The 21,599-nt window shown below is 64.8% G+C and carries 19 protein-coding genes and 1 pseudogene; 9 read left to right on the forward strand and 11 right to left on the reverse strand.

Annotated features, from left to right (window positions below; translation table 11 throughout):
- On the forward strand, window positions 1–208 hold a 208-nt coding region (locus tag AKN84_RS48660), incomplete at its 5' end, for a hypothetical protein (protein ID WP_210168527.1).
- Here the strand turns inward: AKN84_RS48660 and lepA are convergent.
- Entirely contained in the window at window positions 192–2,003 is a 1,812-nt protein-coding gene (lepA, locus tag AKN84_RS41630) for a translation elongation factor 4 (RefSeq protein ID WP_050426149.1), read from the reverse strand. The two genes, AKN84_RS48660 and lepA, sit on opposite strands and share 17 nt — an antisense overlap.
- Before the next feature lie 162 nt (window positions 2,004–2,165).
- Between lepA and AKN84_RS41635 the strand changes: the two genes are divergently transcribed.
- The 3 genes from AKN84_RS41635 (at window position 2,166) to AKN84_RS41645 (ending at window position 6,090) form a co-directional block, all read left to right on the forward strand.
- Window positions 2,166–3,536 (forward strand): YARHG domain-containing protein, encoded by a 1,371-nt coding sequence (locus AKN84_RS41635; RefSeq protein ID WP_050426150.1) that lies wholly within the window; start codon window positions 2,166–2,168, stop codon window positions 3,534–3,536.
- On the forward strand, window positions 3,536–4,303 hold the full coding sequence (locus AKN84_RS41640) for a M15 family metallopeptidase (RefSeq protein ID WP_128971647.1): 768 nt from the start codon (window positions 3,536–3,538) through the stop codon (window positions 4,301–4,303). Before AKN84_RS41635 ends, AKN84_RS41640 begins: the two co-directional genes overlap by 1 nt.
- A 173-nt stretch (window positions 4,304–4,476) precedes the next feature.
- Window positions 4,477–6,090 carry a glycosyltransferase family 39 protein gene (locus AKN84_RS41645; protein ID WP_050426163.1) on the forward strand — a complete coding sequence of 538 codons (1,614 nt, stop codon included), beginning with the start codon at window positions 4,477–4,479 and terminating at the stop codon, window positions 6,088–6,090.
- Window positions 6,091–6,378: 288 nt separating this feature from the next.
- Here the strand turns inward: AKN84_RS41645 and AKN84_RS41650 are convergent, their stop codons facing one another.
- The 5 genes from AKN84_RS41650 to AKN84_RS41670 form a co-directional block, all read right to left on the reverse strand.
- Complete coding sequence (locus AKN84_RS41650; RefSeq protein ID WP_050426151.1) at window positions 6,379–6,705, reverse strand: HPr family phosphocarrier protein; 327 nt, start codon at window positions 6,703–6,705, stop codon at window positions 6,379–6,381.
- On the reverse strand, window positions 6,702–7,103 hold the full coding sequence (locus AKN84_RS41655; protein ID WP_021076632.1) for a PTS sugar transporter subunit IIA: 402 nt from the start codon (window positions 7,101–7,103) through the stop codon (window positions 6,702–6,704). Before AKN84_RS41655 ends, AKN84_RS41650 begins: the two co-directional genes overlap by 4 nt.
- A gap of 214 nt (window positions 7,104–7,317) precedes the next feature.
- Entirely contained in the window at window positions 7,318–7,758 is a 441-nt protein-coding gene (locus AKN84_RS41660) for an HPr kinase/phosphorylase (protein ID WP_050426152.1), read from the reverse strand.
- Window positions 7,755–9,563, reverse strand: a complete 1,809-nt coding sequence (locus tag AKN84_RS41665; RefSeq protein WP_050426153.1) for a sensor histidine kinase — start codon at window positions 9,561–9,563, stop codon at window positions 7,755–7,757. Before AKN84_RS41665 ends, AKN84_RS41660 begins: the two co-directional genes overlap by 4 nt.
- 110 nt (window positions 9,564–9,673) lie before the next feature.
- Window positions 9,674–10,375, reverse strand: a complete 702-nt coding sequence (locus AKN84_RS41670) for a response regulator transcription factor (RefSeq protein WP_016843287.1) — start codon at window positions 10,373–10,375, stop codon at window positions 9,674–9,676.
- A gap of 236 nt (window positions 10,376–10,611) precedes the next feature.
- Between AKN84_RS41670 and AKN84_RS41675 the strand changes: the two genes are divergently transcribed.
- The 3 genes from AKN84_RS41675 (at window position 10,612) to AKN84_RS41685 (ending at window position 13,839) form a co-directional block, all read left to right on the forward strand.
- Window positions 10,612–11,346, forward strand: a complete 735-nt coding sequence (locus AKN84_RS41675) for a HugZ family pyridoxamine 5'-phosphate oxidase (protein WP_050426154.1) — start codon at window positions 10,612–10,614, stop codon at window positions 11,344–11,346.
- A gap of 231 nt (window positions 11,347–11,577) precedes the next feature.
- The gene (locus AKN84_RS41680) at window positions 11,578–12,042 is read left to right on the forward strand and encodes a hypothetical protein (protein WP_050426155.1); all 465 of its coding nucleotides are present in this window, start codon (window positions 11,578–11,580) and stop codon (window positions 12,040–12,042) included.
- Window positions 12,043–12,222: 180 nt separating this feature from the next.
- On the forward strand, window positions 12,223–13,839 hold the full coding sequence (locus tag AKN84_RS41685) for a phosphoenolpyruvate carboxykinase (RefSeq protein WP_050426156.1): 1,617 nt from the start codon (window positions 12,223–12,225) through the stop codon (window positions 13,837–13,839).
- Window positions 13,840–14,066: 227 nt separating this feature from the next.
- Here the strand turns inward: AKN84_RS41685 and rocF are convergent, their stop codons facing one another.
- The 3 genes and pseudogenes from rocF to AKN84_RS41700 all read right to left on the reverse strand — a co-directional run bounded on the left by rocF (window position 14,067) and on the right by AKN84_RS41700 (window position 18,775).
- The gene (gene rocF / locus AKN84_RS41690; RefSeq protein ID WP_050426157.1) at window positions 14,067–15,044 is read right to left on the reverse strand and encodes an arginase; all 978 of its coding nucleotides are present in this window, start codon (window positions 15,042–15,044) and stop codon (window positions 14,067–14,069) included.
- 159 nt (window positions 15,045–15,203) lie between these two features.
- Entirely contained in the window at window positions 15,204–16,022 is an 819-nt protein-coding gene (locus AKN84_RS41695; protein WP_050426164.1) for an acyl-CoA thioesterase, read from the reverse strand.
- 198 nt (window positions 16,023–16,220) lie between these two features.
- Window positions 16,221–18,775 (reverse strand): annotated as a pseudogene (locus AKN84_RS41700) (glycogen/starch/alpha-glucan phosphorylase).
- Window positions 18,776–19,027: 252 nt separating this feature from the next.
- Between AKN84_RS41700 and AKN84_RS41705 the strand changes: the two are divergent.
- Window positions 19,028–19,261, forward strand: coding sequence for a hypothetical protein (locus tag AKN84_RS41705; RefSeq protein WP_050426158.1), 234 nt, complete (start codon window positions 19,028–19,030; stop codon window positions 19,259–19,261).
- Window positions 19,262–19,600: 339 nt separating this feature from the next.
- Here the strand turns inward: AKN84_RS41705 and AKN84_RS41710 are convergent, their stop codons facing one another.
- On the reverse strand, window positions 19,601–19,894 hold the full coding sequence (locus AKN84_RS41710; RefSeq protein ID WP_050426159.1) for a GIY-YIG nuclease family protein: 294 nt from the start codon (window positions 19,892–19,894) through the stop codon (window positions 19,601–19,603).
- A 195-nt stretch (window positions 19,895–20,089) separates the two neighbouring features.
- Between AKN84_RS41710 and AKN84_RS41715 the strand changes: the two genes are divergently transcribed.
- Complete coding sequence (locus AKN84_RS41715; RefSeq protein WP_050426160.1) at window positions 20,090–20,521, forward strand: hypothetical protein; 432 nt, start codon at window positions 20,090–20,092, stop codon at window positions 20,519–20,521.
- Between the two features lie 105 nt (window positions 20,522–20,626).
- Here the strand turns inward: AKN84_RS41715 and AKN84_RS41720 are convergent, their stop codons facing one another.
- The gene (locus tag AKN84_RS41720; protein WP_244485768.1) at window positions 20,627–21,409 is read right to left on the reverse strand and encodes a DUF2865 domain-containing protein; all 783 of its coding nucleotides are present in this window, start codon (window positions 21,407–21,409) and stop codon (window positions 20,627–20,629) included.
- Window positions 21,410–21,599: the final 190 nt, after the last annotated feature.

Raw genomic sequence — 21,599 nt, forward strand, 5'->3', positions numbered from 1 at the left:
AGTCGGCCCGCTGTGCGAAGGCGATTCAAATCATGGTGCGTTTTGTTGCTGGGACAAGGATGAGCAACAGGTGCGGCGGCGGCGCGTCGGCCATCCACCTCCAGCTACTGTGCATGGGGTTGTTTTCGAGATTTTTGGCGAGAGCCGGACTGGCGCGCTTGTCGTCAAGCTCGCGACAGTCCGCGGCCGCCTCAGCTATCCACCTTGAGCGCGGCGATGAAGGCTTCCTGCGGGATGTCGACCTTGCCGAACTGCCGCATCTTCTTCTTGCCTTCCTTCTGCTTCTCCAGAAGCTTGCGCTTGCGCGTGATGTCGCCGCCGTAGCACTTCGCGGTGACGTCCTTGCGCAGCGCGCGCACGGTCTCGCGCGCAATCACCTTGCCGCCGATCGCCGCCTGGATCGGGATCTGGAACATGTGCGGCGGGATCAGCTCCTTCATCTTCTCGACCATGGCGCGGCCGCGGCCCTCGGCGCGGGTGCGATGCACCAGCATCGACAGCGCGTCGACCGGCTCGGCATTGACCAGGATCTGCATCTTGACGAGATCGGCCGGCTTGTAGTCGGTCAGATGATAGTCGAACGAAGCGTAGCCCTTGGAGACCGACTTCAGGCGGTCGTAGAAATCGAACACCACCTCGTTGAGCGGCAAATCGTACTTCACCATCGCGCGGGAGCCGACGTAAGTGAGCTCCTTCTGCGCGCCGCGGCGGTCCTGGCACAGCTTCAGCACGCTGCCGAGATATTCGTCGGGGGTCAGGATCGTGGCCTCGATCCACGGCTCCTCGATCTCGGCGATCTTGACCACGTCGGGCATGTCGACCGGGTTGTGGATCTCGAGCTCGGTGCCGTCGGTCAGCTTCATCTTGTAGATGACGCTCGGCGCGGTCGCGATCAAATTGAGATCGAACTCGCGCGACAGCCGCTCCTGGATGATCTCCAGATGCAGCAGGCCGAGGAAGCCGCAGCGGAAGCCGAAGCCGAGCGCGGCTGAGGTTTCCATCTCGAAGGAGAAGCTGGCATCATTGAGCCTGAGCTTGCCCATCGCGCCACGCAGCGTTTCGAAGTCGTCGGCGTCGACCGGGAACAGGCCGCAGAACACGACTGGAATGGCGGGCTTGAAGCCCGGCAGCATTTCGGTGACAGGCTTCCGGTCGTCGGTGATGGTGTCGCCGACGCGGGTGTCGGCGACTTCCTTGATCGCCGCGGTGATGAAGCCGATCTCGCCGGGGCCGAGCTCCTCGACCTGCTGCATCTTCGGCGTGAAGAAGCCGACGCGCTCGATGTCATAGGCGGCACCCGTGCCCATCATGCGGATGCGCTGGCCCTTCTTCATCACGCCATCGACGACGCGGATCAGGACGACCACGCCGAGATAGACGTCGTACCAGCTGTCGACCAGCAGCGCCTTCAAGGTCGCGTCGCGGTCGCCCTTCGGCGGCGGCAGGCGGGTGACGATCGCCTCCAGCACGTCGGGCACGCCGATTCCGGTCTTGGCCGAGATCATCACCGCATCCGACGCGTCGATGCCGATCACGTCCTCGATCTGCTGCTTGACCTTCTCGGGCTCGGCCGCGGGCAGGTCGACCTTGTTCAGGACCGGCACGATCTCGTGATTGTTGTCGAGCGCCTGGTAGACGTTGGCGAGCGTCTGCGCCTCGACGCCCTGGCTGGCGTCGACCACGAGCAGGGAACCCTCGCAGGCCGCCAGCGACCGCGAGACTTCGTAGGCGAAGTCGACGTGGCCGGGCGTGTCCATCAGATTGAAGATGTAGTCGTTGCCGTCCTTGGCGCGGTAGTTGAGGCGCACGGTCTGCGCCTTGATGGTGATGCCGCGCTCGCGCTCGATATCCATCGAATCGAGCACCTGCTCCTTGCCCGCCATCTCGCGATCCGACAGGCCGCCCGTCATCTGGATCAGGCGGTCGGCGAGGGTCGATTTGCCATGGTCGATATGGGCGACGATGGAGAAGTTGCGGATGTTCGAAATCGGGGCAGTTGTCATGGGGCGCGGGATAGCATCCGCACCCCCGCGCGGGCAACCATATTGCGGTATTTTGCAGGGGTGTGACGGCGAATCACGGGGGTGTTTCCCGCCTGGTTGCAATGATCGATTTTCGGGCATGTTTCTGCTAGGTCTGGCGGCCCGAAATTCGTGGATTTGACGATGCGCTGGACGCTTCTCGCCGCCGGATTGCTCGCCATGTTGTTCGCGGCGCCCGCGGCCGCCGGCAAGCGCGTCGCGCTGGTCGTCGGCAATTCCAGCTATCAGAACGTGTCGCGGCTGCAGAACCCGAAGAATGATGCGCAGCTGGTGGCCGAGACGTTGCAGCGGCTGGGCTTTGCGCTCGTCGGCGGGCAAGCGCAGGTCGATCTGGACAAGGCCGGTTTCGATGCCGCGATCCAGCGCTTCGGCAGCCAGCTGATGGGCGCCGACGTCGCGCTGTTCTATTACGCCGGCCACGGCATCCAGGTTCGCGGCACGAATTATCTGGTACCGGTCTCGGCGAACCCCACGCGCGAGGCCGATGTCGATTTCCAGATGGTCGATGTCGGCCTGGTGCTGCGGCAGATGGAGGGCGCGGGCACTCGGCTCAACATCGTGATCCTGGACGCCTGCCGGAACAATCCGTTCGGCGGGCGCGGCCTGCGCGCCGCTGACGGTGGCCTTGCCCAGATCCGCGCGCCGGAGGGCACGCTGTTGTCCTATGCGACCCAGCCGGGCAACGTCGCGCTCGACGGCGATGACGGCCACAGCCCGTACACGCGCGCGCTCGTCGACACCGTGCAGAAGCCCGGGCTCGACGTGCTGCAGGCGTTCAACCAGGTCGGCCTCGTCGTCAAGCGCGCCACCGGCAACGCGCAGCAGCCCTGGGTCTCGACCTCGCCGATCGACGGCTCGTTCTATTTCGCCGGCAACGCGCCGGCGCAGGTTGCGACCGCCGATCCGCCGGCAACAGTGATCCCGCCGCAGCAAAGCCTGCCGGCGCCAAGCGCGTCGCCACCGGCGCCGCCAGCCGTGCGCACGCAATCGGACTTCATCATTCCGGATTCCGACAGCCGCCTGCTGACGGAGAGCGATCTGAAGGCACTCAGCAAGGACGATCTGCGGATCGCCCGCAATGAAATCTTCGCGCGGCGCGGACGCTACTTCAACGCGCCGGACCTGACCGCGCGGTTCAGCAGGTTCGCCTGGTACGTGCCGCGCTCATGGGATCCGCCGCTCAATGCGATCGAGAGCGCCAATGTCGCGCTGATCGATCGCTTCGAGTCCGGCGGCGCAGCACCGAGCGGCTTCATCTTCCCGGATTCCGACCGGCGACTGCTGACATCAGCCGATCTGCGGCGGCTGTCGCGGGACGAACTGCGGATCGCGCGCAACGAGATCTTCGCCCGCAGGGGACGCTATTTCGATTCCGCCGATCTCAAGGCGTATTTTTCGCGCTTCCCCTGGTATGCGCCGAACAGCTGGAATCCGAAGCTGAACGCGATCGAGGAGGCCAATGTGGCGCTGATCGATCAGGCCGGGAAGCGCTGATGGCCACGCGCGGCACGGCTTGCATCGTTGGCCTGCTGGCGCTGCTGCCGCCGCTTGCGCATGCCCAGACCAAAAGCGAACTGCTCGACCGCCTGGTGCATGCCTATCCCGATGCGCTCAGCACCCATGACGACAGTACCATCACCTGGCGTGACGGCACGGTGATGCCGGTCGAAGACGGCATCCCGGACAAGCCGTTCGATCAGATGCTGCGCAATGCATCGATCCTCGATCAGATGCGGCAACCCTATCCGGCCGGGCCGTCGGCGCCGCCGGCTCCGAATGCCGATCCCGGTCGCTTCCGCAACGAGGCCTTCTTCAAGAAGATGTATGGCGACTGCAATACCGCCGAGGTCAGGCGGAACCTGGTGACGATCACCTGGCTGCCGAAATCCTGGGGCAAGCCGGTTCAGGTCACACGGGTCAACGGCGTGGCCGAGCGGCTGAAGCAGGTCTCGGCCGAGATCGACGCGCTCGATCCGGCGCTGCGCGCCGCGGCGTTTCCGATCGCGGGTGTGCTATCTTGTCGCGCCGTCGCCGATACCGGGCGGATGAGCATGCATGGCTACGCGGCCGCGATAGACCTCAACCTGAAAGTCTCGGACTACTGGCTGTGGGCGGGCGAAGGTAAAACCATCCCCTACAAGAACCGGATGCCGCAGGAGATCGTCGACATCTTCGAGCGTCACGGCTTCATCTGGGGCGGCAAGTGGTATCACTACGATACCATGCATTTCGAGTACCGGCCCGAGCTTCTCGAAAAGTGAACCGGCCGGCTCGAGGCATTCTCACGCCAAGCTGATTTCACTGGCCACAAAAACGCGCTAAAGCGCGCCGAAGTGCTGGTGAGCAATCACTCATCGCACGTCCGCTTCCACTCGGTATGATCCCGCCGGAAAGCCACGCTCCACTTTTCCGGGTCATGCCTCAGGCACAGGCCATGTCGACCGCTTCCATTCTTCCTGCCGCCCGGCGCTCCACCCGCAGGCTGACGATCCGGCGGATCGCCGCCTGGATCGCCTCGCGCGCCATCGATCCCCGGACCAGCCTGTGGTTCGTGATCGGCTTCGCACTGGTCCACGCGGTGCTGTGGACCTTGATCCTGGTCAAGCTCAAGGCTGCGCAGGATGTCCATATGGACGTCGCGGAGGCCTATGCCTGGGGCCAGCGCTTCCTGCTCGGCTATGGCAAGCATCCGCCGCTGTCGGGCTGGATCGCCGGGGTCTGGTTCAGGATCTTCCCGGTCACCAACTGGTCGACCTATGCGCTTGCGATGGCAACCGTCAGCTTCGCGCTTGTGGTGTGCTGGCTGATCGCGCTGCGTGTCGTCGATCGCCGCCGTGCATTCTTCATGGTGGTGATGCTCGCGCTCTACCCGATCTTCAATTTCAAGGGCTTCAAATACAACGCCGACCTCGCGCAGCTGGTGCCGCTGCCGCTGTTGGTGCTGGCCTATCTGAACGCGTTCGAGAAGCGCAGCTTCAAATCGGGTCTCTGGCTCGGCTTTGCCGGCATGCTGGCGCTGATGACCAAGTACTGGGTGGTGACGATGATCGGCGCCATCGGGCTTGCCGCATTGATCCATCCGCAGCGGATGCAGTTCCTGCGCTCGCCGGCGCCATGGGTTGCGATCGGCACGATGATCGTGGCGATGATTCCGCACCTGGTGTGGCTGGAGGAGGTGAACTTCGTGCCGTTCACCTATGCCGGCGACGTCTACGCGCTGTCGAGCCGCGAACTCAACGTCCAGCTCGTGATCGGCTACATCCTGCACAATCTCGGGCTGCTCGCGATTCCTGTCGTGCTGGGCCTCATTGCGCTGCTGCTGGGATCGGTGCCATGGCGGCCGTCGGACGTGCTGGCGCGGATCTGGTCGCGTGGACCCAATCCGGCCGTCAACCTTCCGCAGGCGCTCAACGTCTGGATCATCCAGGCGATCGTCGCGATCGGACCGCCGCTCGGCGCGCTGGCATTCACCGTCTATATCAAGACCGATTGGGGCATCCCGCTGTTCTTCCTGGTGCCGCTGGCGCTGGTTGCGATCCCCTCGCTTCGCTTCCCGCGCATGGCGCTGTTCTCGGTCACGGCGGTCTGGCTCGTGGCCACGATCGCAACGCTGATCGCCGCGCCCAGCATCGCTACGCAGGAGATCGCGTCCAACCGTATCGGCGGCTCGACCTACGCCGCGCGCTCCGAGCTCGCGCGTGAGCTCACCCAGACCTGGCAGGACAGATTCCACTCACGCTGGGCGGTGGTCGTTGCACGCTCCGACATCGGCGAGCCGATGACGTTCTACAGTCCGGATCATCCGGCCTCGCTGGTGCCGGGCGAAGCCTGGACGTCGGGGCTGACGTCGCTCGACGAAGCCAAGCGCCTCGGCTTCATCGGCGTCTGCGACACCACCGATCCGGTATTCCTGCAGCCATGCGAGGCCTGGATGGCGGAGCATGCCAAGGATGCCGAGCCGGTGGTGATGACCACCATGCGCTTCTTCAACGGCCATCCCGGCCCGTCGACGATGTGGAAAGTCTATCTGGTGCCGCCGGCGAAGTAGCGTCCGCTCCGAGTCGCGAATCTATCAACTTCGTCATTGCGAGGAGCGATAGCGACGAAGCAATCCATGTTTCCGCGTATGCCGCGCTATGGATTGCTTCGCTTCGCTCGCAATGACGAGGATAGACCCGTCATCCCCGCGCAAAGGCTTCGCCTTTGTCGCTGGAGGTGCGAGCTCTTGCGAGCCTCGAAGGATGCACGGCCACCAGCTGGGCCGTCGACCCTTCGAGACGCGCTTCGCGCTCCTCAGGGTGACGGTGATGGATCGGCGTAACGGGGGTGCCCGCCGTTACGCGCCTTCCTCGTTGAACTTGCTCGCGACGAGTTCGGCGATGGCATCCAGCGCCTGCTGTGCTTCTTCGCCCTTGGCGGAGACTACGACCGTTGTGCCGGGTCCCGCGGCCAGCATCATTAAGCCCATGATCGAGGTGCCGCCGACGGTCTCGCCGCCGCGTGTGACCCAGACCTCGGCGTTGAAGCGCTCGACCAGCTGGACGAATTTCGCCGATGCCCGCGCGTGCAGGCCGCGCTTGTTGACGATCAAGAGTTCGCGCGAAATGGCGCCCGCAGGCACGCCCGGGCCGACATGGTTTGCGCCCGGGGCCTCGTCGCTCATTTGCCTGCGAGAACGCGGCTGGCGATGGTGACGTATTTGCGGCCGGCTTCCTGCGCCATCGCGATCGCGTCGGGCAGCGAACGCTCCTCGCGAACCTTGGCAAGCTTGACCAGCATGGGAAGGTTGATGCCCGCGAGCACTTCCACCTTCGGGCGGCTCATGCAGGAGATCGCGAGATTCGACGGCGTGCCGCCGAACATGTCGGTGAGGATCGCAACGCCGTCGCCGCTATCGACGCGGTTCACCGCTTCGATGATGTCGCTTCGACAGAGATCGGAATCGTCCTCGGCCCCGATCGTAATTGCTTCAATTTGTTTCTGCGGACCCATAACGTGTTCGAGCGCCGCTCTGAACTCGTCGGCAAGGCGCCCATGGGTCACCAGCACTAGACCAATCATCGGAAACTCCTCGCGGGCGCCCTTTGGTGCACCGCACGAACGCGCCACTTTGACCATCCAGAGGCCCTGCGCAAGAGGGCATCTTGGCTAGTCTCCCGGTTCCTGGCGGTAGAGTGGGGAGGCTGCGCCGGCAAAATCCGACGCGATAGTGGATGTGATATGGTTACCAATTCCCTTCCCACAATTGGCCGCAAGATTACGGGACCATGAACTTTCAGGTTGTCGTCAGCGCAGCGACAACCAGCGGCAGGGGTTGAAAGCCGCTAGCCACGGGAATCCGCGGTATCGAAACACCATTTAGACGAATCTTGAGCGCCTCGGGCGACGGCAGCCGCTCGGCATCGTCGGCGGCAAGGTCGACAACCAGGCCGACCACGGCCTCGTCCGCGAACGGGCAATGGCGGATTCCGAGGCCTCGGATCTCGATCAGACCGGCCAATTGCCGGGCCGGCCGGACCCACAATTGTTCGCCGGCTGTGTCGAGATGGACACGGTCATCCCCCACCAAAATGGCCGGCGGGAGCGCTCCGGTGCGCCCGGCGAGAATCAGTTCGAAGGCGAGGCGCGACTTGCCGGCGCCCGACGGGCCGCGGATCAGCACCGCACGCTCGCCGACCAGAACGGCGGACGCATGCACGCTTGAATTGTCGCTCATAGTGTCGGCAGCCTGACCACGAAACGAGCGCCGGCCACGGTGGGATTGCCGTCTTCGTCCGCAGGGCCCGGGCGGTTCTCGGCCCAGATCCGTCCGCCATGCGCTTCGATGATCTGCTTGGAGATCGAAAGCCCAAGGCCGGAGTTCTGGCCGAAGCCCTGGTGCGGCCGGTCGGTGTAGAAGCGCTCGAAGATCCGCTCCAGCGCGTCCTCGCCGATGCCGGGCCCGTCGTCGTCGACCACGATCTCGACCTCGCCGCGGGTGCGGCGGCAGACGATGCGCACCTTGTCGCCCGGCTTGGAGAACGATTGCGCGTTCGACAGCAGGTTCGAGATCACCTGGCCGAGCCGGGAATCATGGCCGGGCACCGAGAGCGTATCGGTCGGTCCGCGGCCCTCGAAGCGGGCTTCGACGGCAACGTCGTGGCCGAGCCGCGTCTCGTTGGCGACGCCGGTCAGCGTCGTCAGCAGCCGGCGCAGATCGACGGGCGCCATGTCCTGCCGCTGCATTTCGGCATCGAGCCGGCTTGCGTCCGAGATGTCGGAGATCAGGCGGTCGAGCCGCTTGACGTCATGCTCGATCACGGCGAGCAGTCGCGAGCGGCTGTTCTCGTTGCGCGCCAATGGCAGCGTCTCGACCGCCGAGCGCAACGACGTCAGCGGGTTCTTCAACTCATGGGCGACATCGGCGGCGAACATCTCGATCGCCTCGATGCGGCTGTAGAGTGCGTTGGTCATGTCGCGCAGCGCGCCGGAGAGATGGCCGATCTCGTCGCGGCGTCCGGTGAAGTCGGGAATCTCGACGCGGGTCTGGATGCGGTGACGGACGCGCTCGGCGCTTTCGGCAAGCCGCCGCACCGGACCTGCGATCGTGCTCGCGAGCAGCAGCGACAGCATGATCATGACGGCGGACGCGACCCCGCCGATCTTGAGGATGGCGAGGCGTTCGGACATCACCAGCTGGTCGATGTCGTCGCCTTGCGTCGTCAGCATCAATGCGCCGCGCACGGCGCGGAAATGCTGCACCGGAACCGCAACCGAGACGATGATCGCGCCGCGGTCGGTGACGCGCACCGCGCTGCCCTTCATGCCCTCGAGCGATTGCGCAACTTCGGAATAGCCCTTGCCGCCTTCGGGGCCGAGCTCGCGGTAGATCGGCAGATCGCCGCGGTTGAGCCAGGTCTTGATCGTGCCTTTGGTCTTCTCGTACAGCGACGGCTTCTCCGACGGCGGCGGCAGCTCCATGCGCAGCACGTCGCCGCGCGCGAACAGATTGCGGCTGTCGAGAATCAGGCCGCCATCGCGATCGAAGATGCGGGCCCGCGTCTTGGTCGGCGCGATCAGTCGGCGCAGGGTCGGCGCGACGCGCTCGGGATTGATCGGGAAGTCTGCCGATTCATCCGGCTGGCCGAAACTCTCGCCGGGCTTGAGGTCGAGCAGCCGGTCGGGATCGATGGTGACGGTGTTGCCTTCGACGGTCGCGGACGCCGCGATCGCCTCCGAGATGATCTCGGCATAGACCAAGAGGCTCTGCGTGCGCGCCTCGATCAGGCCGGCGCGGAATTGCGACAGATAAAGGATGCTGGCGACCAGCGCGACGAGGCCGGCGAGGTTGAGCGAGACGATGCGGCGCGTCAGGCTCGAGAACGACAGCGCGAAGAAGAACTGACCGGCGCGGCGCAGCCAGCCGAGCGGCCGGCGCCAGCCCTTGTCCTGCGCCAGATCGTCGGCCACGGCTTCTTGATCGAGGAGCTGCGAGGCGTCCTCGGTATTCAGGCCCTGCTCGAGCTGCGTTCGATCAAGCACTGGCAAAGCTGCCGGTTGGTATGGATGTCGTCCCGCGAAGCAGATGGTTGCCCGAGCTTACCCCAGCCGTGCGCAGCCTGTCAGTTAACAAGCCGCCCGGGAGGCGCAGATCAGGCTTCCTTGAAGCGATAGCCAACGCCGTACAGCGTCTCGATCATCTCGAAGTCGTCGTCGACCACCTTGAACTTCTTGCGCAGCCGCTTGATGTGGCTGTCGATGGTGCGGTCGTCGACATAAACCTGGTCGTCATAGGCCGCATCCATCAGCGCGTTGCGGCTCTTCACCACGCCGGGGCGGGTGGCGAGCGCCTGCAGGATCAGGAATTCGGTCACGGTGAGCGTCACCGGCTCGTTCTTCCAGGTGCAGGTGTGGCGCTCCGGATCCATCCGCAGCAGGCCGCGGTCGAGCGCGCGGGCGTCCGGCTCCTTCGGCGCGGCGGTCGGATCCTTGGGCTGGCCGCGGCGGAGCACGGCCTTGACACGTTCGACCAACAGGCGCTGCGAGAACGGCTTGCGGATGAAATCGTCGGCGCCCATTTTCAGGCCGAACAATTCGTCGATCTCTTCATCCTTGGAGGTGAGGAAGATCACCGGCAGGTCTGATTTCTGGCGCAGCCGGCGCAGCGTTTCCATGCCGTCCATGCGCGGCATCTTGATATCCAGGATCGCAAGATCGGGCGGCGACGTACGAAACCCATCCAGCGCCGACGCACCGTCCGTGTAGGTCATGATGCGATAGCCTTCGGCTTCAAGCGCGATCGAGACCGAAGTGAGAATGTTGCGGTCGTCGTCGACCAAGGCGATTGTGGGCATGAGCTGCTTTCACAATGAGAGTGGCTTAAACGGCGGGCACTCTGGCGTCGCGCCGTGGAATTGGGCTTCGAACGCGGTCAACGAGCAATGCAAGCTAGGCTGAAGTGTGACCGAGTTCCGCAAAAAACACTCTGCGACCCACGCGTTGGACCCCATATAGCACCCTGAGATCGTGAGAAAAGGCCCTTTTTTCCAAGGGAACCGCCCGATTCGCCCCAAAATGACCCGATAGGCCCATGCAACCGACCGCCGACTTCGATCCTGCCCACCTTGCCCGCTCGCTGCTGCGCCGCAGCCGCCAGGGCGCGCTCGCCACGCTGATGGCCGGGTTCGGCGACCCCTATTGCTCGCTGGTCAACCTCGCCAGCCATCCCGATGGCTCGCCGATCCTGCTGATTTCCCGGCTGGCGCTGCACACCAATAACATCCTGGCCGACAGCCGGGTGTCGCTGATGCTGGACGAGCGCGCCGAGGGCGATCCGCTGGAAGGCGCCCGGATCATGCTGGCGGGGCGGGCGGAGGAGGTCGCCGATGCCGAGCGCGAGCTCGCGGAGCGGCGCTACCTTGCGGCCCATCCGTCGGCGGAAGCCTTTGTGGAGTTTAAGGATTTTTCGTTCTTCGTGATCCGGCCGGGCGGCGCCCATCTGGTCGCGGGGTTCGGCCGTATCGTCGACCTCAAGCCGGCGCAGTTTCTGACCGATCTCGGCGGCGCCGATTCGCTGCTGGAGGCCGAGCCGGGCGCGGTGGCGCATATGAACGAGGACCACCGCGAGGCGATGAATCTCTACGCCACGCGGCTGCTCGGCGCTGACAGTGCCGACTGGCTGTGCACCGGTTGCGACCCCGACGGCATGGACATGCAGGCCGGCCGCGCCACGCTGCGGCTGGATTTCCCCGAGCGGGTCAGCAACGGCATCGAGCTGCGCAAGATGCTGGTCCGGCTCGCCGCCGAAGCCCGCGCCAAAGGATAGGAAGGGCAGCGCTTGCCGCCGACACCGAAGGCAGCGCTGCGCCCGGCGGGGCATCGTGTCGCACGGCGCGGCTCCGCGCGCCTTCGCTTGGGCCGAGTGCGGTGTCTCTGATAGCGCGATCATTTCGCGCCGGCGCGTCGCGTCATCGCGGATGGGGCCGACGCAGATGCGAGAATCTCCGCGGCTGCTGCATCGGAAAATCAATGGGATTGCGAGGCTCACGCCGCGACGATGCGCGGGCGTCAGGTGCTGATTGCGTTACCATCGATCGTGACGGCCGGCGATCTTGTTGCGCCATATGCAACGAGCGTTGCGGAACATTCGCCGATGCCGCGCATTGAAGTCACCCAGCTTCGACGGCGGCATCTTGAGCTCAACCGAATGCTCAATGCCGAGCAGATGGTGCTATCCGCGTGCAACACGATCGTGGGCGACATGCTCGGCAGTGCAGCGCAGCGTCAACTCGCGGCAGTCCATTTCAACGACACATCCTCAGCGCGAAACGCATACCGGGCATTCCCCTTGTTTTATGCGGCAATCAGCGCACGCACACGCCGATCGCTGGCACTCTTTGTGCATCGCAAGGCCTTGTTCGCAGCGGGAAAGGCGACGAAACGCCGCCTGATCGCCGCGAAAACAATGCGAAAGCGAAAGCAAAGCGAAAGCGTTTCGCGCTGCGGTATTTGCGCCAGATGATGTGCCCGCCTTGGAATACACCAAAAGCCGTTCGACTGGCTTGGCAAGCCCGGCGATCCCCACTATTAGGTCGCCGGACCGGGGCCGAGAGGCTATATTCTGATGACGGTCATCACCGCGACGGGGCGCGACTAGCGACATTCGCGCGAACAAGGATACGCGGGTTCGAGGAGGTTCTTCGTGCAAGAGACGGGCGTGCATAACGGTGCCTTCGGCGCCGACAAATTCGGCTTAAAAAATCTCAAGGGCGTGCATTGGAACTACGGTGCACCGCAGCTCTACGAGCATTCGTTGCGCAACGGCGAAGCGGTGCTCTCGGCCGATGGCGCGCTCTGCGCGGATACCGGTGAGTTCACCGGCCGCAGCCCGAAGGACAAGTTCACGGTTCGCGACGGCCTGACCGACAAGAGCATGTGGTGGGCCGGCAACCAGTCGATCACCTCCGAGCAGTTCGCGACGCTGCATGCCGACTTCCTCAAGCATGCCGAAGGCATGACGCTGTTCGCGCAGGATCTCTATGGTGGCGCCGATCCGAAGCATCGCATCAAGACGCGGGTGTTCACCGAGCTTGCCTGGCACTCGCTGTTCATCCGCACGCTGCTCATTCGTCCCGAGACGTCGGAACTCGCGGGCTTCGTGCCGGAACTGACGATCATCGATCTGCCGAGCTTCCGCGCCGATCCGAAACGTCACGGCGTGCGCTCGGAGAACGTCGTCGCGATCGATTTCGCCCGCAAGATCGTCCTGATCGGCGGGTCTTATTATGCCGGCGAAATGAAGAAGAGCGTGTTCACCACGCTGAACTTCTATCTGCCCGAGAAGGGCGTGATGCCGATGCACTGCTCGGCCAATGTCGGCCCCGACGGCGACACCGCGATCTTCTTCGGCTTGTCTGGCACCGGCAAGACCACGCTGTCGGCCGATCCGAAGCGCACGCTGATCGGCGATGACGAGCATGGCTGGAGCGAGGACGGCGTCTTCAATTTCGAAGGCGGCTGCTACGCCAAGTGCATCAAGCTGTCAGGCGAAGCCGAGCCGGAAATCTACGCCGCCAGCAAGCGCTTCGGCGCGGTGCTGGAGAACGTCGTGCTCGGTGAGCGCGACCGCGTGCCTGACTTCGACGACGGCTCGAAGACCGAGAATACCCGCTCGGCCTATCCGCTCGATTTCATTCCGAACGCCTCGCGCACCGGCTGCGCGCCGCAACCGAAGAACGTGGTGATGCTCGCCGCCGACGCCTTCGGCGTGATGCCGCCGATCGCCAAGCTGACGCCGGCGCAGGCGATGTATCACTTCCTGTCCGGCTACACCGCGAAGGTCGCCGGCACCGAGCGCGGTCTCGGCAACGAGCCGCAGCCCGAATTCTCGACCTGCTTCGGCTCGCCGTTCCTGCCGCGCGATCCGTCGGTCTATGGCAACATGCTGCGCGATCTGATCGCCAAGCACAATGTCGATTGCTGGCTGGTCAACACCGGCTGGACCGGCGGCAAGTACGGCACCGGCCGCCGCATGCCGATCAAGGTGACGCGCGCGCTGCTCACCGCGGCGCTGAACGGCTCGCTTCGCAACGCCGACTTCCGCACCGACAAGTATTTCGGCTTCGCGGTGCCGACCTCGCTGCCGGGGGTCGAGCCGCACATCCTCGACCCGATCAAGACCTGGGCCGACAAGGTCGAGTTCGACAAGACCGCGCGCGCGCTGGTCGGCATGTTCCAGAAGAACTTCGCCAAGTTCGAGGCGCAAGTCGACGCCGAAGTCCGCGCCGCCGCGCCGGAAGTGAAGCTCGCGGCGGAGTAGTCCGCGCAAACGATACGCGATCGGAAAAGGCGGCCTTCGTGGCCGCCTTTTTGTTTTGGTTGGATATCCAGCAGGGAAGCACACTGTGCGTCCCGTCACCCTGAGGTGCGAGCGGAGCGAGCCTCGAAGGGTGCACGGCCACAGTGCGGCCGTCGACCCTTCGAGACGCGCGCAAGGGCGCGCTCCTCAGGGTGACGGGTCGGAAACGGTGTGAATTCCGCGGTCGGCTACTCACCCATCTCCGGCAGCACCGCATTGCTCGGCGTCTGCCTGTCGGTGATCTGCAGGCCGAACAGGCTGCCGATCAACTCCACCGCGACGCGGGCGGTGCGGCCGCGCTCGTCGAGGAACGGATTGAGCTCGACGATATCGAGCGAGCGTACCAATCCGGAATCGTGCAGCAGCTCCATGATCAGATGGGCCTCCCGGTACGTCGCGCCGCCGGGCACCGTGGTACCGACGCCGGGCGCGACTTCCGGATCGAGGAAGTCGACATCGAACGAGACATGCAGCACGCCGTTCTTGGCCCGGACGCGGTCGATGACGCGGCGGGTCAGCACGGCGACGCCGAACTCGTCGATCTGGCGCATGTCGGCGATGGAGACGTTGCGCTGCCGCAGCAGCTTGCGCTCCAGCGGATCGACCGAGCGCGTGCCGATCAGGTCGAGTTGATCCGGCGGGATCGAGGCGCGCGGCAGTCCGCCGAGCAAATCGTCGAGGCCGGGCTCGCCGCACAGGAAGGCCGCCGACATGCCGTGCATGTTGCCGGTGATGGTGGTGGCCGGCGTGTTGTAGTCGGCATGGGCGTCGACCCACAGGGCGAACAGCGGCCGGCCTTTCTCCTGCCAGTAGCGCGCGACGCCGTTGATCGATCCCATCGACAGCGAGTGATCGCCGCCCATGAAGATCGGGATCGCGCCGGAATGCGCCAGCCAGTAGGCGCGCTCGGAGAGGGCGCGGGTCCAGGTCTTCACCTCGTCATAGAATTTGGTGTTCGCCGGCACCGGACCGTCGGCAACGACGGCCGGGATCGCAAGGTTGCCGTGGTCGTCGACCTGGAAGTCGAGCTGCTCGAGCAGGCGCGCGATGCCCGCGGTGCGCAGCGCATCCGGTCCCATCAGCGGACCGGGCTGCGACGCGCCGATCTCGATGGGAACGCCAAGCAGCGCGATGCGCGAGGGCTTTGAAGCGTCGGCTTCGGACATGCGGCAATGCTCCCAAAGGCCAGTGATTCCAAAGGCTGGAACAGAAGCGACGCGCCAATGTTCCTCCAACCCCTGAAATAGGCAATCCGGTCCTAGCAGACCGATGTGGATATTTGGCTACGGCTTGACGCGAGCCGGTAGCCGATCCGCTCGAAAACGCTACGCCTTGAAATAGGCGATCTGCGTCGTGGTGGCGAGCAGGCGGCCGGCGGGCGACCACAATTCGCCGTGCTGGTCGCCGTAGCTCTTGTGGAAGGTTTTTGCGTCGGCCGTGGCCAGCACGCGGGTGGTATCCTCGGCGTCGAGGTCCGCCGCATCGGCGTGGAAATAGGTCGTCAGCGACACCGTGCCGAACGGCACCAGCTCATGCCGTGCGTGGAAGACGCGGCCGAAGAACGCGTCCGACATCGATATCAGCGACAGCGCATCGAGCTTGCGCGGCACGCGGTCGGCGATCCAGAGCTTGGAGTAGGGGCTCGATGGCTCCGTCGCGCCGCCGCCGCCGAACTTCGGCTCGCCCGCGGCGAAGCGGAAGTCGTACTGGTTGGCCCAGGTCATCGCGAGCTTCGGATAGGACCGCAGCTGTTCGAACGGCACCGCGCCGGGATATTCCGCCGGCTGGTGCGACCATGACGGCCTTCGCTCGGCGAACACGGCGGTCGCCAAGGTTGCGACCTCGCCGCCACCTTGCGTCATCTCGACCGACCAGTGCTGGCTCGAGCGGTTGGCCTTCACCAGGCGGACATCGAGATCGAACACGCCCTCGGCGACCGGCGCGCAGTAATTGACCGTCAGCGCCAGCGGATCGCCCGCGCGCTGCGGGTGCTGCATCAGCGCCCGCAGGATGGTCGCCGCCGTGCAGCCGCCGAATGGGCCGACGAACGCCCAGTAGTCCGGACTGGTCCGTCCCTGCCAGCGGCTGTCGCCGGCGGTCACGGCAGTGGCTTCGTCGAAGAGGTGCGGGGTCTTGGTGAGCATGAAAGTCCTTGGATCGAAAAAATGCGCCGCCGTCATTGCGAGCGAAGCGAAGTAATCCATCGCCCCACATCTGCGGACCCATGGATTGCTTCGTCGCTTGCGCTCCTCGCAATGACGGCGTGAGGTTCACTGGCAATATCGCGGGCTGTCGCGCCGAATTCAATGACGTCGGACGTAATCGATTTCCGCGCCCCGGGATTACCCCTTCGCCTCGCGCTGGCTGCCGAGCTGCGGCGAGGCGCTGGGGTGCACCGGCACGTGCCAGATGTCCTCGGCGTATTCGCGGATGGTGCGGTCGGAGGAGAACCACGCCATGCGCGCCACGTTGAGGATCGAGGCGCGGGTCCAGGCCGGGGGCACCTGCCAGCGCGCGTCGATGCCGCGTTGCGCGTCGTAGTAGGAATCGAAATCGGCCGAGACCATGTAGTGGTCGAGATAACGCAGCGCGTGCCCGATCGAGGCGAAGCGCGCGGCGTCGCCCGGCGAGAACTCGCCACTCTCGATGGCGCGGATCGCGCGCTCGAGCCGCGGCGATTTGCGGATCACGTCGCTGGCATCGAGCCCCTGCTTGCGGCGGACCATGACGTCGCCGGCCTCGAGGCCGAAGATCGCGATGTTCTCGGGTCCGACCGCGTCGCGGATCTCGATATTGGCGCCGTCGAGCGTGCCGATGGTCAGCGCGCCGTTCAGCGCGAGCTTCATGTTGCCGGTGCCGGAAGCCTCCATGCCGGCGGTCGAGATCTGCTCGGACAGATCGGCGGCGGGGATGATCACCTCGGCGAGGCTGACATTGTAGTCGGCCAGGAAGACCACCTTCAGCCTGCCGCCGAGCGAAGCGTCATTGTTGACCACCTCGCGACGTCGTTGATCAGCTTGATGATCAGCTTGGCGTAGCGATAGCTCGCTGCCGCCTTGCCGGCGAAGATCTTTACCCGCGGCACCCAGTTCGCACCTGGATTGTCCTTCATCGCGTGGTAGAGCGCGATCGTCTCCAGGATGTTGAGCAGCTGCCGCTTGTATTCGTGAATGCGCTTGATCTGCACGTCGAACAGCGCCGACGGGTCGACCTTGATGTGGTTGCGTTCGTTGACCAGCCGCGCCAGCGCCAGCTTGTTGTGATGCTTGACGTCGCGGAAGCGCTTCTGGAATTCGAGGTCGCTCGAATGGGCCTCGAGCCGATCGAGCAGCGAGAAGTCGTCGAGCACGGCCTCGCCGCAGGCCTCGCGGAGCAGCGCGGTCAGCCGCGGATTGGCCAGCATCAGCCAGCGGCGGAAGGTGATGCCGTTGGTCTTGTTGGTGATGCGCTGGGGATAGAGATGATGCAGGTCGTGGAACACGGTCTCCTTCATCAAATCGGAATGCATCGCGGAGACGCCGTTGATGCGATGCGAGCCGACGAAGGCGAGCTGGCCCATCCGCACGCGGCGGCCGCTGCGCTCGTCGATCAGCGAGACCGAGGCGCGGTATTCGATGTCGCCGGGGAAGCGCTCCTCGGCGAGCGCGAGATGGGCGACGTTGATGCGGTAGATGATCTCGAGATGCCGCGGCAAGAGCCGCTCGAACAATTCGACCGGCCAGGTCTCAAGCGCCTCCGGCAGCAGGGTGTGATTGGTGTAGGACAGCGTCGCGACCGTGATCTTCCAGGCCTCGTCCCAGCGGAAATTGTGCAGGTCGACCAGGATGCGCATCAGCTCGGTGACGGCAAGGCTCGGATGGGTGTCGTTGAGCTGCACCGCCGCCTTCTGCGCGAGATTGCGCAGGCCGCCGTCGGAGGCGAGATGCCGGTTCACCAGATCCTGCAGCGAGGCCGAGACGAAGAAATACTCCTGGCGCAACCGCAGCTCGCGGCCCGCCGCGCTCTCGTCGTTCGGATAGAGGAATTTGCAGATCGCTTCCGCGCGCGCCTGCTCGGCACTGGCCGAGACGTAATCGCCGGTGTTGAAGACGTCGAGCTTGAGCGGGTCGGGCGCATGCGCCGACCACAGCCGCAGCGCGTTGACGTGCTGGCCGCGCCAGCCGACGATCGGCGTGTCGTAGGCCATCGCCTCCACGGTTTCCGCCGGGTGCCAGGTGGCACAGTCGCGGCCGCGGTCATCGACATGCTCGACATGGCCGCCGAAATGGACGTTGTAGACCACCTCCGGCCGCTGGAATTCCCAGGGGTTGCCGAAGGCCAGCCACTCGTCGGGATATTCCTGCTGCCAGCCCTGGTTCATGATCTGGCGGAACAGGCCGAAATCGTAGCGGATGCCGTAGCCGGTCGCCGGGATCGCCAGCGTCGCCATGCTCTCCATGAAGCAGGCCGCGAGCCGCCCAAGGCCGCCATTGCCGAGCGCCGCATCCGGCTCGCATTTGCGCAGGTCGGAGAGATCGACGCCGAGGTCGCCGAGCGCGGCCTCGAACAGCGGCAGCAGCCCCATATTGTTCAGCGCGTCGGTGAACAGGCGGCCGATCAAAAATTCGAGCGAGAGATAATAGACGCGTTTGGCGCCGGCGTCGTAGGTCTGCTTCTCGGCCGTCAGCCAGTGGTGCACGATGCGGTCGCGCAGCGCCAGCGCCGCCGCCTTGTACCAGTCGCGCCGGGTCGCGACGGTGGCGTCCTTGCCGATCGCAAGCCGGAGCTTGGCCAGGATCGCGCCCTTGATCTCGGTCAGCGCCAGTTCGTCGATCGGCTGGTTCAATGCCGGGTGATTTGTTTGTTCCTGCAACGCGCCCAATCCCTGCCGTTCAAACGGACCATGATGCGACGGCATGCAGCATGATCTCGTCTCCTTGTTCGAGCGTGGTCCCCCGGAAATCGGTTCCCGCGATTTTCCGATCACACTCCAGCGCAATGATACGCGCCTTGCACGGCAATCGAAACCGGAACGATACCCATACACCGGCGCTGCCGTCATTTTATGCAAGGACCGGGCCGCTCCGGGAACCTTCCGGAGACGCCCGCGCGGGTCTACGATCGGGCTGCGAAACGCGAGATTTTGCGACAATTCAGCGGAGGATGCGCGATGAGGCTATTGATCGAGATCGCGGCCGCGGCGTTGCTCGTCGTGTGCATCACGGCGACCAGCGCAGCCTATGCGGCGGGCAAACCGGGCCGCAGCGCCGACGGCCTGACGTGCGGCTTCAGCGTGGCGCAGAACGCATCGCCGGCCGCGCGCTGTGCCGCGATCAAGCGGCAATGCGGCGGCAAGTTCTATGCGAATGCCTGCGGCGACAAGCTGCTGTCGGCGGCGAATTGAGCCGCCGCGCAGCGCGTTTTCTCGCGAATCGGGAACACCGTGGTGATACGGATTCCCAGAACTTAAGAAGTTCTTTACAACCACACCTGTCGCCCGTGGGGCGGGCACATTTTTTAGCTCCGACGCATTTCATTCCGAAGCAATTTTCAACGGGCCGCTGACCTAGTCAGCGGCCCGAATTGCTTTTGGGGCGCGCTTCGCAACCGCTCTTTCATGAGGCGAAAGCAGTCACCGCAAATTCGTCGCCCCGGCGAAGGCCGGGGCCCATAACCGCAGCTGTCAAGACAGGTCGCGCCACATCGTCGTCCTGGCGAAAGCCAGGACCCATTACCCCAGCTGTCAAATGAGGCCTGACAGGTCGTTCCAGTCAGGATTATCGCGCTCAATCAGCTTGATCTTCCAGTCGCGCTTCCAGAACTTCAGTTGCTTCTCGCGGGCGATTGCTTCCTGCGGCGTGGCGAATTCTTCGACGTGAACAAGACGGAAGACTCGGTACTTGTAGACGAACTTTGAGCCTCGGCCCGAACGATGCAGTTCGAGCCGCAGGCGAATATCGTTCGTCACGCCGACGTAGATCGTGCCGTGATGCCGGCTCGCGAGGAGGTAGACGTAGTAGCTGCCGACGGTGCTCATGCGTGGCCAGGGCTCGCGATATGTCGGGCTGCCGGGGTAATGGGTCCTGGCTTTCGCCAGGACGACGCGCTCGATGGCAATCCATAAGCCAACTGGAACGAATTAAGAACACTTTAGCAAGTCTTTGATATATCATTACGATTCGGCGCTGTGCCGATACAATATCTAGGGTCTCCCAGCCTCCGCGAGGACTACATGTCCACCATCGCCTTCGATCAGTTCGCTCTCACCCGCATCGCGGATTTCGCCCGCTCGCTGTCGCGGCTGCACTTGGCCTCGCGGCGCCAGCCGATCGACGACGACCAGCTCGACCGCGAGTTCAACGCGGTCTGCATGTCGATCTGGGGCTACACCACGGATGACTTCAGCGACGATCTGTTCTCGCTGGAGGATCATGCCTGGCTCGACTCGCTTGACGAGGCGCATGCGCGCCTGTTCGCCGCCGAGCAGGGTTACGACCTGGTCGACGACCACGGCATGCTGACGGATTGGTGGGGCTATTGCTGGATGATCCTCGCCGAGAAGCGCGGCATCCTCAACCCGGAGAACCGCGCCGCCGCGCGCGCCGCGATCGAGGAGAAATACCTGGCGGCGCCGAACGTGATCGGCGTGATCGTGGCGCGGTAACCGTCTTGCGTCATTGCGAGCGTGAGCGAAGCAATCCATCGTCCCGCGGCGGAAGCATGGATTGCTTCGTCGCTCGCGAGCTCCTCGCAATGACGGCGTGCGCCGTCAGTTCGCCTCGGCCCGCTTGGCGGGCTTTGCCGAATTGCCCTTCGGCACAACGGAGGTCGGCGTCGGCGGCGCGACGTCGCGGCCGGTCTCCGGCAACGGCGCATCGCTCGCGAGCTCGGCGCTGACCGGCGCGACCTTCATTTCGCCGAGCCGCGCGCGAACCTGCGCGGTCAATCCGGGATAGGAGGCGACCGGCGTGAAGTCGAACGACTGCTCGTTGCCGACGCGGACGCCGGTATAGGCGACGAGGCCGTCGGTGGTCGCGATCACGTCGCCGGCCTTCAGCGAGGCATCGAGCGTGAGGTCGACCGGCGCGAGCCCCGCCGGGTCGCGGCCGTTGCAGGTGCAGTCGGCGCGCAGCGCCTTGCGATAGGCGAAGGCGTTCTCGCTGTCGGCGTAGCGCTCACCCGTGGTCGATGCGGAGCTGTCGATATGGCTGCCGTAATAGACCTTGGTCGCGCTCGCCGGACAGAAGGCCTGACAGAGCTGCGCGGGCGTCGCGTTGCCGCGCATCGTCAGCGGGAAATACTTGCCGTCGCAGGTGCGCACGCAATAGGCCGGCCCGGAACCGGCCACGCGCGGTGCCGAGGCGGGGGCCGATGTCTGCCGTTCCGGCTGCTGGTTGAGGCCGAACGGATCGGCGAAGAAATTGGCTTGCGGTGGGGCCTGCCGGCCCTGCTGCTTCTGGGCACCGCCGAAGAAGAAGTCGAACAGCCCTTCGGCTGAGACGGGAGCGGGCACAACCAGGACGGAACCCGCAAATGCTGCGGCGGCAAGCATCACGCAGCGCCGCACGCGCCGATCACTCAACTCTGTACGCAACGCCAACTCCACCCGACGCGCCGCGGCGGCAAGGTGCCCCGGCGGATTCACCTTAAGGTGGGATGGTAAACGAGCGATTGATTGAGCGTGACGACGTCACAAGAAGAACGCGGGGCATGCGGACTTCTCTTCGCCTCGCCCCGCTTGC

The organism is Bradyrhizobium tropiciagri, from assembly GCF_001189845.1.
Taxonomy (GTDB): Bacteria; Pseudomonadota; Alphaproteobacteria; order Rhizobiales; family Xanthobacteraceae; genus Bradyrhizobium; species Bradyrhizobium tropiciagri.

Coding starts and splice junctions, on each gene's coding strand:
- lepA (WP_050426149.1), bottom strand. CDS start 2,003: ATGACAACTGCCCCGATTTCGAACATCCGCAACTTCTCCATCGTCGCC.
- AKN84_RS41635 (WP_050426150.1), top strand. CDS start 2,166: ATGCGCTGGACGCTTCTCGCCGCCGGATTGCTCGCCATGTTGTTCGCG.
- AKN84_RS41710 (WP_050426159.1), bottom strand. CDS start 19,894: ATGAGCACCGTCGGCAGCTACTACGTCTACCTCCTCGCGAGCCGGCAT.
- AKN84_RS41715 (WP_050426160.1), top strand. CDS start 20,090: ATGTCCACCATCGCCTTCGATCAGTTCGCTCTCACCCGCATCGCGGAT.
- AKN84_RS41675 (WP_050426154.1), top strand. CDS start 10,612: ATGCAACCGACCGCCGACTTCGATCCTGCCCACCTTGCCCGCTCGCTG.
- AKN84_RS41640 (WP_128971647.1), top strand. CDS start 3,536: ATGGCCACGCGCGGCACGGCTTGCATCGTTGGCCTGCTGGCGCTGCTG.
- AKN84_RS41695 (WP_050426164.1), bottom strand. CDS start 16,022: ATGCTCACCAAGACCCCGCACCTCTTCGACGAAGCCACTGCCGTGACC.
- AKN84_RS41660 (WP_050426152.1), bottom strand. CDS start 7,758: ATGAGCGACAATTCAAGCGTGCATGCGTCCGCCGTTCTGGTCGGCGAG.
- AKN84_RS41670 (WP_016843287.1), bottom strand. CDS start 10,375: ATGCCCACAATCGCCTTGGTCGACGACGACCGCAACATTCTCACTTCG.
- rocF (WP_050426157.1), bottom strand. CDS start 15,044: ATGTCCGAAGCCGACGCTTCAAAGCCCTCGCGCATCGCGCTGCTTGGC.
- AKN84_RS41705 (WP_050426158.1), top strand. CDS start 19,028: ATGAGGCTATTGATCGAGATCGCGGCCGCGGCGTTGCTCGTCGTGTGC.
- AKN84_RS41650 (WP_050426151.1), bottom strand. CDS start 6,705: ATGAGCGACGAGGCCCCGGGCGCAAACCATGTCGGCCCGGGCGTGCCT.
- AKN84_RS41680 (WP_050426155.1), top strand. CDS start 11,578: ATGCGCGGGCGTCAGGTGCTGATTGCGTTACCATCGATCGTGACGGCC.
- AKN84_RS41655 (WP_021076632.1), bottom strand. CDS start 7,103: ATGATTGGTCTAGTGCTGGTGACCCATGGGCGCCTTGCCGACGAGTTC.
- AKN84_RS41645 (WP_050426163.1), top strand. CDS start 4,477: ATGTCGACCGCTTCCATTCTTCCTGCCGCCCGGCGCTCCACCCGCAGG.
- AKN84_RS41720 (WP_244485768.1), bottom strand. CDS start 21,409: ATGCTTGCCGCCGCAGCATTTGCGGGTTCCGTCCTGGTTGTGCCCGCT.